The organism is Pedobacter metabolipauper, assembly GCF_004362715.1.
GTDB classification, from domain to species: domain Bacteria; phylum Bacteroidota; class Bacteroidia; order Sphingobacteriales; family Sphingobacteriaceae; genus Pedobacter; species Pedobacter metabolipauper.
In genome coordinates, this window is the sequence record NZ_SNYC01000005.1 from 885,434 (window position 1) to 902,544 (window position 17,111).

15 protein-coding genes and 1 tRNA gene are annotated in these 17,111 nt (G+C 40.1%); 7 read left to right on the plus strand and 9 right to left on the minus strand.

Annotated elements, in window-relative coordinates:
- Positions 1-7: 7 nt before the first annotated feature.
- Positions 8-424, minus strand: coding sequence for a hypothetical protein (locus ATK78_RS16155; protein WP_133577143.1), 417 nt, complete (start codon positions 422-424; stop codon positions 8-10).
- 188 nt (positions 425-612) lie between these two features.
- Here ATK78_RS16155 and ATK78_RS16160 point away from each other — a divergent pair, with 188 nt between their 5' ends.
- Together ATK78_RS16160 and ATK78_RS16165 are read left to right on the plus strand one after the other, a co-directional pair.
- Positions 613-1,125 carry an RNA polymerase sigma factor gene (locus ATK78_RS16160; protein WP_133577144.1) on the plus strand — a complete coding sequence of 171 codons (513 nt, stop codon included), beginning with the start codon at positions 613-615 and terminating at the stop codon, positions 1,123-1,125.
- A gap of 1 nt (position 1,126) precedes the next feature.
- Entirely contained in the window at positions 1,127-1,765 is a 639-nt protein-coding gene (locus ATK78_RS16165; protein ID WP_133577145.1) for a hypothetical protein, read from the plus strand.
- A gap of 43 nt (positions 1,766-1,808) precedes the next feature.
- On the opposite strand, the gene ATK78_RS16170 is transcribed toward ATK78_RS16165, so the two are convergent.
- Positions 1,809-1,885, minus strand: a tRNA-Ala gene (locus tag ATK78_RS16170).
- A gap of 118 nt (positions 1,886-2,003) precedes the next feature.
- A complete protein-coding gene (locus tag ATK78_RS16175) occupies positions 2,004-3,314 on the minus strand; it encodes an MFS transporter (RefSeq protein WP_133577146.1) in 1,311 nt (436 codons plus the stop codon).
- A gap of 66 nt (positions 3,315-3,380) precedes the next feature.
- Between ATK78_RS16175 and ATK78_RS16180 the strand changes: the two genes are divergently transcribed.
- Complete coding sequence (locus ATK78_RS16180; RefSeq protein ID WP_133577147.1) at positions 3,381-4,112, plus strand: class I SAM-dependent methyltransferase; 732 nt, start codon at positions 3,381-3,383, stop codon at positions 4,110-4,112.
- Between the two features lie 13 nt (positions 4,113-4,125).
- Here ATK78_RS16180 and ATK78_RS16185 read toward each other — a convergent pair whose 3' ends face one another.
- The 3 genes from ATK78_RS16185 to ATK78_RS22925 are packed head-to-tail and all read right to left on the minus strand — an operon-like array spanning position 4,126 to position 8,752.
- Positions 4,126-6,357 carry a PAS domain S-box protein gene (locus ATK78_RS16185; RefSeq protein ID WP_133577148.1) on the minus strand — a complete coding sequence of 744 codons (2,232 nt, stop codon included), beginning with the start codon at positions 6,355-6,357 and terminating at the stop codon, positions 4,126-4,128.
- A 42-nt stretch (positions 6,358-6,399) separates the two neighbouring features.
- Positions 6,400-6,843, minus strand: a complete 444-nt coding sequence (locus tag ATK78_RS16190) for a response regulator (protein ID WP_133577149.1) — start codon at positions 6,841-6,843, stop codon at positions 6,400-6,402.
- Positions 6,844-6,874: 31 nt separating this feature from the next.
- Positions 6,875-8,752 carry a sensor histidine kinase gene (locus ATK78_RS22925; RefSeq protein WP_133577150.1) on the minus strand — a complete coding sequence of 626 codons (1,878 nt, stop codon included), beginning with the start codon at positions 8,750-8,752 and terminating at the stop codon, positions 6,875-6,877.
- 226 nt (positions 8,753-8,978) lie between these two features.
- Between ATK78_RS22925 and ATK78_RS16200 the strand changes: the two genes are divergently transcribed.
- From ATK78_RS16200 to ATK78_RS16215, 4 genes are all read left to right on the plus strand, one after another.
- Positions 8,979-9,476, plus strand: a complete 498-nt coding sequence (locus ATK78_RS16200; RefSeq protein WP_133577151.1) for a hypothetical protein — start codon at positions 8,979-8,981, stop codon at positions 9,474-9,476.
- Positions 9,473-9,961, plus strand: coding sequence for a hypothetical protein (locus ATK78_RS16205; protein WP_133577152.1), 489 nt, complete (start codon positions 9,473-9,475; stop codon positions 9,959-9,961). The genes ATK78_RS16200 and ATK78_RS16205 overlap by 4 nt, the downstream gene beginning before the upstream one ends.
- Positions 9,962-10,076: 115 nt before the next feature.
- Positions 10,077-10,805, plus strand: a complete 729-nt coding sequence (locus tag ATK78_RS16210) for a head GIN domain-containing protein (RefSeq protein ID WP_133577153.1) — start codon at positions 10,077-10,079, stop codon at positions 10,803-10,805.
- Complete coding sequence (locus ATK78_RS16215; protein ID WP_133577154.1) at positions 10,805-11,902, plus strand: serine hydrolase domain-containing protein; 1,098 nt, start codon at positions 10,805-10,807, stop codon at positions 11,900-11,902. The genes ATK78_RS16210 and ATK78_RS16215 overlap by 1 nt, the downstream gene beginning before the upstream one ends.
- Here the strand turns inward: ATK78_RS16215 and ATK78_RS16220 are convergent.
- The 3 genes from ATK78_RS16220 to ATK78_RS16230 all read right to left on the minus strand — a co-directional run bounded on the left by ATK78_RS16220 (position 11,899) and on the right by ATK78_RS16230 (position 17,027).
- Entirely contained in the window at positions 11,899-13,239 is a 1,341-nt protein-coding gene (locus ATK78_RS16220; RefSeq protein WP_133577155.1) for a MutS-related protein, read from the minus strand. The two genes, ATK78_RS16215 and ATK78_RS16220, sit on opposite strands and share 4 nt — an antisense overlap.
- A gap of 102 nt (positions 13,240-13,341) precedes the next feature.
- Positions 13,342-14,757, minus strand: coding sequence for a glycoside hydrolase family 125 protein (locus tag ATK78_RS16225; protein ID WP_133577156.1), 1,416 nt, complete (start codon positions 14,755-14,757; stop codon positions 13,342-13,344).
- Between the two features lie 5 nt (positions 14,758-14,762).
- Positions 14,763-17,027, minus strand: coding sequence for a GH92 family glycosyl hydrolase (locus ATK78_RS16230; RefSeq protein WP_133577157.1), 2,265 nt, complete (start codon positions 17,025-17,027; stop codon positions 14,763-14,765).
- Positions 17,028-17,111 lie beyond the last annotated feature (84 nt).

The window sequence follows — 17,111 nt, forward strand, 5'->3', positions numbered from 1 at the left end:
GAGTCCATTACTTAATATTGAATGGTAAATTCTGTATATTTTTAATTTCAAGACGTGTTGTGGTCCCGAAGTTATTGTTCTCAAAAATTAAAACATCACCATTCACCTTATAATCGTACCAATAATCGCTCATGAGGTATGTGCTTTTAGCAGACAGATTGACCACAATCGTTTTTCTTTCATATAATTTCTCCATCCATGAACAGACCATATATTTTTGCTGGTCTGGAAAGATAAAATTACATCCCCAGAAAAAACCCTCAAGCTGCAGGCCATCGACATTTAAAGAATGATAGGAGTCTCCATGAGGCGGTTCACCAAGATACTTTAGTTCAATAGCATGACCGCTTTCTGTAAGTATGATCTCGTAATCATCCATTCCCATCCAATGAGATTGGTCGTCTGAAATTTTAACAGTTGTCATTTCACTTCTATTGCAGGTTTCTTTCGCATAATTATAAAGCAGGGAGTTTTATTCCTGTATATATTATAATTACAACTCAATATACACGGATTTGTTTTGGTTCCATCTCTTCATTGTGTGACATTTTTTAGTTCCATGCGATTAACTAGGCATATTTAAAAACTATCTTTAATATCAACAGAAGAATAATGAGAGCACTCAGCCCTGAAGATGAATTTATAGCCGTAATTGATCAGCATAAGGGGCTGATCTATAAGATTGCCAACTCCTATAAAAAGGATGGGGACGATAGAAAAGATCTGGTACAGGAGATCATTTTCCAGCTTTGGCGTTCTTTTCACAGTTTCAACAGACAGAGTCAAGTCTCAACATGGATGTACCGGGTAGCGCTGAATGTATCTATATCTTCCTACAGGAAGGATAAGCGCGAAGCTGCCCGGAGGCTGCCATTTTCAGAAAACATGCTGGAGTTCAGTGCACCTGAAATGCAAATAGAAACGGAACAAAACCTATGGTTACTACAGCAATTTATAAATGAACTGAACAGGCTTGATAAAGCACTGATGTTACTTTATCTGGAAGACAAAAACGGGAAGGAGATGGCAGAGATCCTCGGCTTATCAGAAACTAATGTAAGAACCAGGATTAACCGGATTAAAGGGAAACTAAAACAAAGATTTTCAACAATAAATACATATTAACATGGAAGAATTAGCAATCAGACAACTCTGGGATAATTATGATAAAAAGCTGGAACAATCTATCCAGCTAAACCGGAAAATCATTAGACAAATGCTGCTTCAAAAGATAGAGCACAGGATCAACGCTTTTAAAAGATCTCATATTACCACCATAGTGATCGGTATTTTATGGGTTGCACTGCTGGTTTTTCTGTTGGCAAATTCACGAAGCAACACTTACTTTTTGATCTCCGTTGGCTTCATTGGTCTTTTCAATGTTTATGCAGTTGCCATTTATTTAAGGCATTTGGTTATGGTAAACCAGGTTGACTTAACTTGCAGTGTCAAAGAGACACAGCGGAAAATTTCAGCGCTGCAGATCTCCTTCATCAATGAAGGAAGGGTCTTGTTTTTACAGGCTCCTTTTTATTGTACATTTTGGTACAATGATGACCTGGTTGCAAATGGCAGCACACCATTTTGGATCATCAATCTCAGCGTTGTTGCTTTTTTTACAGTGATCTCTATTTACCTTTTTACAACTGCCACTTACAAAAACATTCATCGCCCATGGGTTAGAACAATACTTGAAAGCTTCGGTGGAAAAGCCTTTGCTTCTACAATAAAGCTTCTTGAAGAGATGGAAGAAAATGAAAATTAGTTCAAATAAAGAAGCCTTTCAGTTAATTCTGAAAGGCTTCTTTTGGTGGAGAATAGCGGAGTCGAACCGCTGACCTCTTGCCTGCCAGGCAAGCGCTCTAGCCAGCTGAGCTAATCCCCCATGGCTAAGTAATTATAAAAATTACCAGAGTGGGGCAAAAGTAATTAATTTTGGATGGGATGCAAATTAAATGTTAAAAATAGTGATCGATTTTCGGTAGACCCTCCTGGGGGAAACACTAATCTTCAATTTTTGAATGATGCTTCGTATCCTTCATGGTCGTATACAACACCAGCGAGATTAAAATGCAAAAACTGACATACCAGTAAAAATAACTTTCATGGCCAATACCTTTAAACCATAAAGCAAGGTACTCAGCCGTTCCCCCAAAGATGGCGACAGTTAATGCATATGGAAGTCCAACACCTAAAGCCCGGATATGTGCCGGAAACAATTCCGCTTTTACGACTGCATTAATGCTGGTATAACCGCTAACGATAATTAAGGCACCGATCATCAATAAAAAGATAAGTGTAGTATTGGTTTCTGAAGTTAATGTGATTAAAATTGGATATGTACACAAAGTACCCAAAACACCAAAACCGATCAGCAAGGGTTTTCTGCCAATTTTATCAGATAACAAACCAAATAAAGGCTGTAAAATAGCGAATATCAATAGAGAAGAAAAAGACAAGATAGTCGACTTCTCCTTACTCAGATGAACCGTATTCACTAAAAATTTCTGCATGTACGTACTGAAGGTGTAAAACGCAATGGTGCCACCAAGCGTTAAGCCCATTACTGTTAAAACTTCTTTGGGATATTTTAATAATGCCCTGATCCCTGTTTTCTCTGCAACTACTGTTTTCTGTGCGTTAAAAACCGCAGTTTCCGCAATGTGCCTTCTTAAATATAAAGCGATAAAGGAAAGTATGGCACCTATGAAAAAAGGAATGCGCCAACCCCAGGCGTGTAACTCTTCAGAAGTAAGCAGCCAGTTTTGTAAGATCAATTGAATTCCGAGTGCCAATAGCTGTCCGCCGATTAATGTAACATATTGAAAACTGGAATAAAATCCACGATGTTTTTTAGTCGCCATTTCACTTAAATACGTAGCTGACGTTCCATATTCACCACCCGTGCTCAGGCCTTGAATTAGCCGGGCAAAAAGAAGTAAGAATGGTGCAGCAATTCCGATCTGATTGTATCCTGGCGTTAAGCCAATAATTAACGAACCAATAGCCATGATCAGTACCGATAAAGCCATTGATCTTTTTCTGCCATATTTATCTGCAATGCCGCCAAACAACCATCCCCCTATTGGACGCATTAAAAAGCCTACAGCAAAAATACCTGCCGTATCCAAAAGCTGGGCAGTTGGATTACTGTTTGGGAAGAACACCGGAGAGAAATATAATGCAAATGCAGAATAGCTATACCAATCGTACCACTCTACCAGATTGCCAATGGAACCGCCAAAAATAGATTTCAGTCTGTATTCAACATCTTTAATTTCATCCTTTTCAATAACTTCTACCGTTTTATTCATGCATCCGTACTTTAGTCGTAAATTTGATAGTAAGCGTTCTATACAAACATAAAAGATTTACGTGCAATGAAAGATAATTTTTCAACCCAGTCGGCAGAATATGCACAGTTTAGGCCGACATACCCAAAAGAGGTGTTCGACTTTATTTTATCCTTCGTTAAAGAAAAGGATATCGCCTGGGATTGCGCAACCGGCAACGGACAAGTAGCCCGGGAACTGGCCAAACATTTTAAGCAGGTTTTTGGTACAGACATTAGTGAAAATCAATTAAAAAATGCCGCCCGGCTGGATAACATATCTTATTTAAAGGAACCTTCAGAACACAGTTCCTTTAACGATAGTACCTTTGATTTAATCACCGTTGCCCAGGCTATTCACTGGTTTCAGTTTGATGCCTTTTATGCAGAAGTAAAAAGAACCTTAAAACCTGGCGGTATTTTCGCTGCTTTGGGTTATACGGTAATGCAGATTGATGAAAAAGTTGATGTAGTGATTACCAAATTGTATGATGATATTTTAGGAAAGTACTGGGATGAAGAACGCCGTTACATTGAGCAGCAGTACAAAACCATCCCGTTTCCTTTTGAAGAGATGACAGCGCCTTCGTTCTTCATTAAAGCTTCCTGGAATTTTGAACAGCTGATTGGGTATTTGAATACCTGGTCATCTTTGCAGCACTATAAAAAAGCAAATGGCTCCAATCCTTTAGAACTTATACATGAAGACCTTAAAAAAGCATGGGGTGCTGACCTGCAGAAAGCCGTGCAATTTCCTATCTTACTGAGAATTGGGAGATAAAATCAGATCAATTCTAAAACTCGTTTAATGTATTGAGAAACTCAAGTGTAAACTCCGTTCCCTGATCAACTGAACTATTGATGGTAATAAAACCACCCAATGCTTCTACCTGGGTTTTAACCATGAACAAGCCCATCCCCTTACCTTCCACATGCTGATGAAAACGTTTATAGAGACCAAAAACTTGTTCACTATATTTTTCAAGATCAATTCCAATTCCATTGTCTTTAAAGGTAATGAGCAAAGAATCTTCTGTAGTTTCACTTTTAATTTCAATAACAGGCAATGTTCCCGGTTGCCTGTATTTAATGCTATTTGCGATCAGGTTATAAAAGATGCTGTATAAATAACTTTTAAGGGTCGATAATTCATCTCCCGCACTAAAGTCCATCCTGATCTCTACATTTTCTAAGTCAACCAGATCTTTAATGCTGAATAAAATTTCATTGATAATTTTTGAGAGTACCACTTTCTCTTTTTTTTCACCGATTTGTCCCTTAACCTGCAAAACGTGATTCAGGTCCCGAATTACATTATCCAGCTGATTTACGGATGCAGATAGAAATTTATTCAGATCTTTTACCTCATCTGAAACTGCGGCATGCTCACTCAATTCTGCTGTCAGGCCGATAATATTGGCAACAGGTGCGCGCAGGTTATGAGAAACGATGTAAGAAAATTGCTCCAGATCCCTGTTCCGGTGCAAAATATCATCCATCATTTTAATGCGTTCCAAATCTGCCAGTTTACGCTCTGTAATATCTTTGAAGAACACAGACAGACCATTTGGGGACGGGTAGATACTAATTTCTAACCAAATATTCAGTTCATTATTAAAACGCTCGTAATGCTGCATGTTATTTTCTCTGGCAGACTGATAAAGCTTAATGTAAGAAATTGTGCCAATTGCATCCTGATAAATATCCCAAAGATTCTTTCCAATTACATCTTCGCGTTTTTTACCTAGAATGTGCTCTGCTTCTTTGTTCCAGTAGGTTATTATCCAGTCATGATCCAATGCATAAAAACCGTCTTTAATACTTTCGAGAATCAGGTTCTTTTCTTGTGCAGCTTTTAAAGCTTCAATTTCTGCCCGTTTCCTTACGTCAATATCCTGAAAACTTCCACCCAGTTTAATGCATTTACCATGTAAGAATTCTGCCTCTCCAATAATGCGGATCCAGCGATCGTTACCCTTAGCAGTTACAATTTCCAATTCCAGATCTACTGTAATTCCGTCTGAAATGGCTTCACTCATGTTTTGCATGATGGCTTTCCGGTTTAGGCCTTCTTTATAAAAGTCAACCGCCGTTTGCAAATCTGGCTGATAATCATTTTCAACCTCGTGGATTTCTTTGGTCACCGCGGACCAGTACAGGGTATTATTTACCAGATCAAGTTCATAACTCCCTATCCGAGCCAGGTTATTGGCTTTATCTAAAAGTTCTTCCAATGATCTTCTTTCATTTTCTGCCTGTATCCGCTCTGTATTGTCACTATAATTCATAATGAACGCATTGATGCTCTCGTCTTTAAGCAGGTTTGTGATCGTTCCTTCTGCAGAAATAAAGTGTCCCTGTTTATGCAAAAACCTAAAACGGAACGGGACCGGAACATCCGGAAACATCCGCAGCCGGTCTAAAACGGCCACATAATTCAACTGATCATCAGCATGGATATAAGTACTTACCTTTTTGCCGGCAAGTTCTATAAAAGAAAATCCGGTAAGTCTCTCTACCGAAGGACTCTGGTATACCCATTCTCCGTTTTCATTGAACAGGGTGATCGCATCGTGACTATTTTCAATCAATGCACGGAACAGGGTTTCATTGCGGATCAGTTCTTCCAGATTTTTCTGATGGTCCTTGATCAGGCCAAATTTATCAAGGGCATTTTGTAAGGCTGTTGGTAACCGTTCCAGCCTGTCCTTTAAAATGTAATCATCTGCTCCTCTTTTAATGATGTCAACAGCAAACTCTTCGGAAATGGTCGCCGTGATCAGAATGAAAGGGATCTTTAAGCCTGTTTTCTGAAAAATAGACAGCGCTTCATAGGAGTTAAAGGATGGCAGAGAATGATCTGAAAGGACCACATCAGGCATAAACTCTGATAATCCCTTAATAAAATTCTCCCGGTTATCTACTACCAATCCAACAAAATCAAGCTTGCTTTTTCTCAGGAACCGGCTTACCAGTTCTGCATCACTGTGTACATCTTCAAGGTGTAAAATTCTCAACTTATTCATATTATTTCTCTTAGTTCATTATAGAGGGGTTTATTATATAAATTATGTTTGAGGGGTATTGTTGATTACCAGCCAGTAAAAGCCCAGTTCAGCAATTGTTTTTGAAAAATTATCAAAGCCTACCGGCTTTACTACGTAACTGTTTACGCCCAGCTTATGGCTTTCTAAGATATCTTGCTCCTGCTTGGATGAGGTCATCATCACAACCGGGATCAACCGCGTTCGTTCATCGCTTTTAATGATCCGCAATACTTCCAGGCCGCTCACCTTTGGCATTTTTAGGTCCAGAAAGATGACCTTGGGCATATTGTCCATGTTCCTGCCTTCAAACTCTCCTTTGCAAAAGATAAAGTCAAGTGCCTGGGCACCATCAATTAAATGGATCAGGTTGTTGGCAAGGTTATGTTTTTTAAGTGCCCTGATCGTAAGCATGGCGTCTGATTTGTTATCTTCAACCAGTAGAATTTGTATCGCTGTATCCTGCATTGATTTGTATATTCTTTTTATAATCGTATAATTATGTATTTGGAAGAGAAATGTAGAAACAAGCGCCTTCATTTACTTTTCCTTCTGCCCAAACCTTACCATTGTGTTTGGTAATGATCCGTTTAATGATTGCTAGTCCGACCCCGGTACCTTCAAACTCATTGCTGCTGTGCAGGCGCTGAAAAACACCGTAAAGCTTATCATAGTACTGCATATCAAAACCGGCACCGTTGTCTTTTACATAAAACACACAATGCGGCCCCTCAATATAAGAACCGATCTCTATAATGGCATCTTTAGTTTTTCCGGTGTACTTAAAGGCATTGGAAATCAGGTTAATAAATACCTGCTTCAGTAAGTGCTTATCTCCTTTAATATCACAAAGTGGCTTCATGTCTAACTGAACATCCCTGTCCGGGTACTGCAGTCTCAATTCTGAGATAATGTTTTCTATGAGTTCTTTGATCCCTACGGTAACCATAGAAATGTTCTGCTTACCAACCCGTGAAAATTCAAGCAGGTTATCAATCAGTTCGCTCATTTTTATAGAGTTGCTGACTATTTCATCCAGCACCTCTTTTGCGTCTGAATCCAATTGATCCAGATAATCTTCTACCAGGATTTGTGTAAAGCCATTAATTGCCCGGAGTGGGGCCCTTAAATCGTGTGATACCGAATAAGAAAAAGATTCCATTTCTTTATTCGCTGCTTCCAGCTGTACAGTTCGTTCTATGATCTTTTGTTCCAGACCAATATTTAATTCAACAATCTGCGATTCTGCTTTTTTCAGGTCTTCATTGGCAATGATCAATTCTGCAGCACGGTTCTCTTTCTCCACATTTTGAAACGCGAGTTCTTTATTGGCAACGATCAGTTCTGCGGCTCTGTTTTCCTTCTCTTCATTTTGAAAAGCGAGTTCCTTATTGGCTATGATTAGCTCTGCAGCCCTATTTTCTTTCTCTTCATTTTGAAAAGCGAGTTCCTTATTGGCAATGACCAGTTCCGCGGCACGGTTTTCTTTCTCTTCGTTCTGAAATAAAAGTTCCTTATTCGCAATGATCAGTTCGGCAGCACGGTTCTCTTTCTCTTCATTCTGAAAGGCCAGTTCTTTATTGGCGATGACCAGTTCGGCAGCACGGTTTTCTTTTTCTTCATTCTGGAATACCAATTCTTTATTCGCAATGATCAGTTCGGCTGCACGGTTCTCTTTCTCTTCATTCTGAAAGGCCAGTTCTTTATTGGCGATGACCAGTTCGGCAGCACGGTTCTCTTTCTCTTCATTCTGAAACGCCAGTTCCTTATTGGCTATAACCAACTCAGCGGCACGGTTCTCTTTCTCTTCATTTTGAAAAACAAGTTCCTTATTGGCGATAACCAGCTCTGCGGCACGGTTCTCTTTCTCTTCATTTTGAAAAACAAGTTCCTTATTCGCAATGATCAACTCGGCAGCACGATTCTCTTTCTCTTCATTTTGGAAACCAAGCTCTTTATTGGCAATAACCAGTTCTGCCGCACGGTCCTTTTTCTCTTCCTTCTGATAAGCAAGCTCCTTATTGGCTATTGCCAGTTCGGCAGCACGGTTCTCTTTTTCTTCATTTTGAAAACCCAGTTCTTTATTGGCGATAACCAGTTCGGCAGCACGGTCTTTCTTTTCTTTACTTTGATAATCAAGTTCTTTATTTGCAATGACTAATTCTGCAGCACGCTTTTCTTTTTCTACATTCTGATAGGCAAGTTCTTTATTTGCAATGATCAGCTCTGCTGCTCTTTCTTCTCTTTCTTCAATCTGAAAGGCTAATTCCTGATTTGCGCTAATTAATTCGGCATCGCGTTTTTCCTCCTGTTTGTTTTGATAGGCGGCATCCTGATCTGTGATCAGAAACAGATCCCTTTTTTTTACTTTAGACATAGAAATGGGTGCAAGAATAGCTTAGGCTTCTGCATTGTAATGTACTCATATATTATCGCTAAAGTATTAAATGGGTTAATTTTCTTTTAAAAATATAACTGAAATTTAACACAATAAAAAAGATGTTTCCTTTACTAACAGTTAAAATAAATTGATACATTCATGTAACGATTTGCGCTTATCCGAATCTTAATGCTGAAAACACTTGAATTCTTAGAACCTAACCATGATCACAAAATCACTTTCCATCTTAGCCCTTAGCGGCAGTTTAATTTTATTGAGCAGTTTTACTCCTACAAACAATGATCATCCAACCCAAATAGAGTCTGCAGCAACAGATAACTGCGATAAGATCATCAAATTTACAGCAAGTAAAGTCCGCAAAACAGATGGTACCGAAATACCTATGAAAACTACGCTGACCATTTTCCCTAAAAAGAAACAGATTGATCTGAACAGTGAAGATGCGAATGGACAAAAAGGCGGATTCAGTATGACCATCGAAAGTATGGAGTGCTCCATTAATGAAAAAATGGATGGCGGGTATGCAGTTTATAAATGCACCATTCCACAGGGTGATGACACAGCAAAGAAGATGACCTTTACTTTAAAGATCATTGATGGAAAATGGACCGCCAAACCATCTGAAGGTGAGCAAACTGAATCTTCTGTAACCATAGAATTTGATAGTTTTGAAACTTTTAAAGACGCAGAAAAATCATGATCAGAAACTTTTTTTCAGCGATAACAATTGGCGGCTGCCTGCTGCTATTGAGCAGTTTTACCAATTCAAACGATGATCATGCAGCTTCACAAAAAGCTGTTGATCCCGGGAGCTGCGACAAGATCATCCGCTTTACAGGTACAAAAGTTCTTCAAACAGATGGTTCAAGTTTGCCGTGGAAAACGGTATTGGTTATTTTTCCCAATAAAAAACAAATGGACCTGAAAGCAGAAGATACCGATGGCAACAAGAGCGACATCAGCATGCAGATCGAAAAAGCAGAATGTACATTTAATGAAAAAATGGATAGCGGCTATGCCTCTTATAAACTCAGCATGTCCAATAGAGATGGCAGCACAACAGCCAGCAGCATGGTATTAAAGTTTATAGACGGGAAATGGACTGCCGGACTAGCGGAGGAAGAAAGGACGGAGAAGTCGATCAGGTTTGTATTCGATACCGTAGAAACCTTCAAAGAAGAGTAATCCATTTTATCGCCTTGATTTACAATTTTTTAATGTTAAATTGCTTTATATTTCTAAGGCGACGCAACTTTTTAAGGATTGCATCGTCTTATAGTTAAATCAATACTGTTCAAAAATGAAAAGATTAATTCCTTTCCTGTTATGTGCCATGATTTGTGCAGCAGGTATACACACTTTTGCAAAATCAGAAATTACGATCAGCAAATCAGCCTTTAAAGAAGACCGGGATGTAAAAAACTTTAATGGTGTTGTTTCAGGCGGGCCAATTGACGTAGTCATTAAATTAGGCAGTACTGAAGGTCTGAGATTTGAAGGGGATGCAGAAGCCATTTCAACCCTGGTTACTGAAGTTAAAGGAAATATATTAATTATCCGTCCTAAAAACAGCTGGACCAGCTGGGCCAAAAAATACGAGAACAAAAAGATCACTGCTTACGTAACGGCAAAAGACATTACCAGCTTAACCATGAGCGGTAACGGCAGCATCAAAGCAGAGGGCACACTTCATGCAACAGAATTTGCTGCTACTTTAAGTGGCTCAGGAACAATTAAAGCAAATATTGACACCGATGAACTGGTTGCCGTGATCAGCGGTTCCGGAAGTTTAGCCCTTAGCGGTAAAGCAGACGAAGCCAGCGTGAACATTAGCGGGTCTGGAAAATTAGACGGAAAGACGCTTTCATTAAATGAGCTATCCACCCGGATCAGCGGCTCCGGAAATGTGAATGTGAAAGTAGACGGATCAATATCAGCATTCATCATTGGTTCTGGTCACGTTTATTACAGTGGAAATGCTTCTGTTGAAAAAAAGGGCGTAGGCTCTGGCGGCGTAAGTAAGATCTGATGAAGCAATTTTGCGTTGCTGCAGGAATCCTGATGCTTTCCATCTCTGTTAAAGGGCAACTTTTGTTACGGCAGGCAGACAGCATACGCATCGAAAGTCAAATACCAGAGCTTAGCTACGTGATCTTAACTGCAGACCACATTTTAACTACAAATACACTCGGTTTTCATAGATCAGACGTTCAAAATACCACAACCAAAGCGAAAAGCACTGATTATTTCCATTTGGGCTCAAATACAAAGGCCATAACCGGGTTTATTGCGGCATACCTTGTAGTGCAAAAAAAAATCAGCTGGAATACCCGGTTCTTTGATCTTTTTCCTGAATTGAAAAAAGATGCCAATGCAGCTTATCTGGATATTACGCTGGCCGATTGCCTGTCTCACCGGGCCAGAATTAAGCCCTATACCAGCGGCACGGAGTTGGTTAAACTACCGAAATTTACAGGTACTGTTTCAGAACGCCGCAGCCAGTTCGTTGCCTACCTGGTAAAAGATGAACCTGTTCAAAAAACCAATGCAGCCTACTCCTATTCCAATGCAGGATACAGCGTAGCCGCAGCCATGCTGGAAAAAGTATCCGGGAGGACATGGGAAAAACTGGTTGATGACATCCTCTCAAAAAAGCTGCACCTGAACTATAAATTTGGCTGGCCAAATAAAACCAACACCATCCAGCCCTGGGGACATTGGATAGAAAACGGCGTATTAACACCGCTTCCAGGTACAACCGCCTATAATTTAAACCTGATTGAGCCTGCCGGTGACCTCAGTATGCCTATTGATGATTATGCAAAATTTATCCAGTTAAACTTATCCGGCTTAAATGGCAAAGACAACCTGTTGAAATCGGAAACTTATAAATACCTGCATTACGGACAAAATGACTATTCCATTGGATGGCTGAATGTTAACAGTAAGGGCAAGCAAATTTCAGAACACGCTGGTTCTGCAGGAACATTTTACTGTTATACGCTCATCAATACGGATAAAAACATAGCTTATATCATTATCGCGAACTGTGCAACAGAAAATGCACAAAAAGGAATATTCAAACTTTTGAATAAAATGATCCAATCAAAAGCTGCAGACTATTAGTCTTTACATCTGCGTGCAGCTTCACGGATAATGTCAATGATCCCTTCATTTTCGACAATATACATTCCCAGTCGCTCTGTGGATACCCCATCTCTCAATTGATAGGTAAACACGGGCTTACTGTCATTAAAAAAGGTTTCCATGTATTTAAACGAGATATTGCTGATGTTCTTTAATGCTTCTGCAAGTTCTACAATATGCGTGGAGATATAAAACACAGAACTGTTGATTGCCGACAACTCGGAAATGATCAGCAAAGATGCATCGTAAGCATCCTTTACGTTGGTTCCTCTAAACAGTTCATCAAAAATGATGAACATCCGGTCATTCCCTAATAGGGTGGACGCGGCTTCTTTAACACGCTTTACTTCACTGTAATAATGACTAAGCCCCTGGTTCAGGTTATCGGGTAAATTGATGGTAGTGATCAGTCCGTTAAAAATAGTGGTTTCCATGCGGACTGCCGGGACTGGAAAACCAAGATGTGCCAGATAAACACACATTCCCAATGATTTAAGCAGCGATGACTTTCCGGCCATATTTGAACCACTTAGAAAGACAACGTTCTTCTCTTTTTCAAGCCGAAGATCGTTTCTGACTGCATTTTTAATTGCCGGATGATATAAGCCTTCTATCGAGACCTTAACAGCAGTTGAATCCAGATACTCCGGAAAGCAAAATCCTTTGTCACGCGCCACGAATGACACCGTTTCAAAGACATCCAGCTCATATGCCAATTCAAGTATCGCTTTGATGCTGTCTTTCTCTTTACGGCGAAACAGATGATCCAGCTGGCTGATCTGATAATATTTTAACCGGTCATGGTCCAGCATCCGTATTTTCTTAAGACCCCCGCTTTCTATAATTGTATTGATCTTTTCAGACAAACTGATCAGGTACTTTGGCACACCAGATGAAAAATGTTCTTCTGTAAATCCGGCAATATAATTTAACAGTTTGACGATATACTTAATGCCAACGGTAATGATGTAGTAATCATTGGTTGCCTTCAGCTTATTACTCAAAAAATCATAAGTAGCATCTATGATGTTGCTTCTTAAAAAGATCTTATTGTTCTTTAAATAATGTTCTGTAAGATCCAGCTCTTCCCTGCTTAATTTCAGGTCTAAGGGATGTTTGCAGAAATAGGCGATAGATTCCTTACGAGCCGTGATAACATCAATCGAAGAAGAAGGATTGTGCATCACTTCCAGCATCTTTTCCCGTCCGCCTAATGTCTTGGTGTGCTTAAATAAGCTAAATAGTGCAGCAGAATCTGACGACTCGGTAAATACATTCAGGTCCCTGTAGGATTGCTGATCCATTTTAAACTGCATAGTTTGAGCTTAGTTAATTTAAGTTTTAAGGACAGCGGGTAATTTAGTGAAAATTAACCCGTCATTCTCCTGAGATTCAGAATGACGGGTATTGTATTTTAATTAAACCAGCAGATGTGGTTTCTCTTTGTATACTTTCCAAAGAAATTCACCAAAGATGGTATTTGCCCATGCAAACCAGGATCTGGTAAATTTAGCCGGATCATCCTGGTGGAATGACTCATGCATAAATCCGGTATTGGCATGGCTCTTCTGCAGAATTTCCAGGCACGATTTAATCTCTGCTTCATTTTTACTGGTTAGTCCCTGGATCACAACGGCAATTGGCCAGATCCTGTCTATTCCCGTATGCGGACTTCCAATTCCCTTTGCAGATTTACCAACAAAATAAAATGGATTTTCTGACGAAAGGATCAGTTTACGGGTATTGATATATACCGGATCTGTTTCCTTTACGGCACCCAGGTAAGGCAAGGCCAGCAAGCTGGGTACATTCGCATCGTCCATGATGTTGAAACTGCCATATCCATTCACTTCGAATGCATACACTTTACCAAACTGCGGATGGCTTACTATGGCATGTTTCTGTAAGGCTGTTTCTACTTCTGTTGCCAGTGCCTTACATTCAGCAACCAGCGCACTGTCTTTATGTACTGCCTGCAGAATCTCTGCAGCCTGCCTTAAGCTAACTACAGCAAAGAAGTTAGAAGGAACCAGGAAGTTATAGATGGTTGCATCGTCACTTGGTCTGAATGCAGAACAAATCAGGCCAACTGGTTTTACAGGATAGCCATAACCACTTAACGGTGTGGTATCTGTAGCGAACATCGTTTCCCGCTGAAAATGATATGGCCCTTGTCCATTTTTCCGCTGCTGTTCTTTAAATGTTTTTACAACTACTGCAATGGCATCTCTCCAGGTACTGTCAAAAGGAGTGGTATCTCCTGTAATTTTCCAATACTGGTAACTTAATCGGATGGGGTAACATAAAGAATCGATCTCCCATTTGCGTTCATGCACACCAGGTTTCATATCGGTATGATCCGTTTTCCACTCACCCTGTTTATTGGGATCGCCATAAAAGGCATTGGCATAAGGATCTTTTAAAATACATTTTACCTGGTGATTTACTACTCCGGCAATCAGGCTCTGCAATTGTTTATCACCTTTTACCAATGGCAAATAAGGCGTAACCTGTGCCGTACTGTCGCGAAGCCACATCGCATCAATATCACCGGTAATCACATAAGTATCCGGCTTGCCGCCAGTTTCAGTGTAAGTAATGGTTGTATCCAGTGTATTTGGAAAACAGTTCTCAAATAACCAGGCCAATTCTTTATTCTTTACGTTTTTGTGAAATTCTGCAATGGCACTTTCTACTCCTTTACTTTGAAAGTGTCTTTTTGATACCGGAACACGTACTACCGGAAAATCTGGTGCGGCAGCAAAGGATACTTTGTTTGCCATCAGCCCAGCGGCTAGAAGCCCTGTGTTTTGTAAAAAGATTCTTCTCTTCATGGTTTTTATTTGGTTAAAGAAAAAGGCTTATCCTCATCAGTGATGCCTCTTTTTAAATTTGGTTTATTGCTCATTTCAAATTTTAAGGTACCTCCATTGGTGAGGTCACTATGGGTTATGAAATTTTTGGTATAGGTTTTCCCGTTTAAGGTTGCTGTACTAATGTAAACGTTTTCGGCAGTATTGTTATTGGCCTCAATGATAAATTTCTTATTATTTTCCAGGGTAATGGTGATCTTCTTAAACATCGGGCTTCCCAATACATATTGATCTGTTCCAGGGCAAACGCTGTAAAAGCCCAAAGCACTTAACACATACCAGGATGAGGTTTGTCCCTGGTCTTCATCACCAGGATAACCATCTTCTGTTGCGTTATATAGCTTAGACATCACATTACGCGAATGGTACTGGGATTTCCAGGGTTCTGCTGCATAGTTATACAGGTATACCATATGCTGAATGGGCTGGTTCCCGTGTGCATACTGTCCCATATTGGCCATCACCATTTCTGTCATTTCATGGATCAGTCCGCCGTAGGTGCCTACTTTCACTTTATTAGGCACAGAGAATACAGAATCCAGCTTTGCATTAAAGTTCTTTTCCCCTTCCATCAGGTTGATCAATCCTTTTACATCCTGAAATACAGACCATTGATAATGCCATGCATTTCCTTCTGTAAAGGGGCCTCCCCATTCAATCGGATCAAAATTAGGAACCCAGTTACCATCTTTTTGTCTGCCCCTCATAAATCGGGTTCCTTTATCATAAACATTCCTATAGTTATATATCTGCCTGCTAAAAATGTCAGTATAAAAATCATTACCGGTCATTTTCGCGAGGTTATAACCGCAGAAATCATCGTATGCATATTCCAATGTCTTTGCGGTTGCTTCCCGGTATTCGGGATATGGAACATAACCCAGCTGGAAATATTCTTTCCAGCCATGCCTGCCGTTGGCTGGTCCCCATGGTCCTTTATTAGTTGCTTCATGTAAATACGCTTCCAGTGCCTTTTTTGGATCAAACGTCCGGATTCCTTTGGCCCATGCATCAGCCAACAGGGAAATGGCATGATTCCCGATCATACTTCCAGCCTCTCCGGGGAAAGACCAGGATGGAAGCCATCCGCATTGTTCCTGTGCTGCAAGGAGTGCCTGCATATATCTGCCGTGCATGGTTGGCTGCATGATCGTATTTAACGGGAATTGTGCCCGGAAAGTGTCCCAAAAACCAGTATCTGTAAACATAAAGCCTTCGTGGACTTTCCCATCATACGGACTGAAATAATACGGTTTACCTGCGGCATTGTATTCAAAAAACTGTCTTGAAAATAAGCTGGCCCTAAAATAACAGGAATAAAAAGTAGCCTTATCTTCTTCAGAACCTCCTTCAACCAGGATCTTACCCAAATGGGTATTCCATACTTTAGCTGCTGCAGCTTTTGTCTGATCAAATGTTTTAAAAGAACCCAATTCTGTTTTCAGGTTTAATGCGGCCTGATCCTGACTGATGTAAGAGGAAGCTGTTTTAGCCTGAACGACCACTCCTTTTTTAAATTCAATATAGGCACCCTGTCCTTTTCCTTCAGCAGTTAAAGTCCCTTCAGAAACCACATTGTCTTTATTTTCCCAGGTTCCGTAATTTATAAAGGGTTGATCAAAGCTAATTTCAAAATAGCTTTTCAGGTTATCGGTTAAGCCCCTCCCATTGTGAACGTAACCAGTTATCTTTTTTTCTTTGGGATGAATGGTAACCATGCTCATGCCGGTATATCCATCAAGCACTAAAAAGCTTTTCCCATTTTTGGGAAAGCTAAAGCGCAGATGTGCACCTCTTTCTGTCGGACTGATCTCAGTAACGATATCATTGCTCAGCTTTACTTTATAGTAATGGGGTTTGGCAATCTCATCTTTGTGATCGAAACCTGCTTTACGGTCATTTTCATTTACCGTCAGTTTACCGGTTACCGGCATCAAAGAGAATACGCAGTAATCATTTGTCCAGGAACTGCACTGGTGTGCCTGCTGAAAGCCGCGGATCGTTTTCTTAAAATACTGATACTTCCAGCCGTCGCCGTTATTACCGGTTTGCGGGGTCCAGGTATGCATACCAAAAGGTAATGCTGTTGTTGGGTACGTATTACCCCGTGTTAGCTCGTGTTTGGAATTGGTACCCTGGAGCGTATTTACATAATTTACCAGGTCTGCCTGTTGTGCCATGCAGGCATTGACGAGCAGTAAGAATGCGAAAGAAAGTAAGATTGATTTCATGTGTGTGGTTTTCCCTTGTAGACCTAATTATAAGGGTGGTTATTGGTTAAATCGTTTTAGTATTCAATAATATGAAATTAAAAC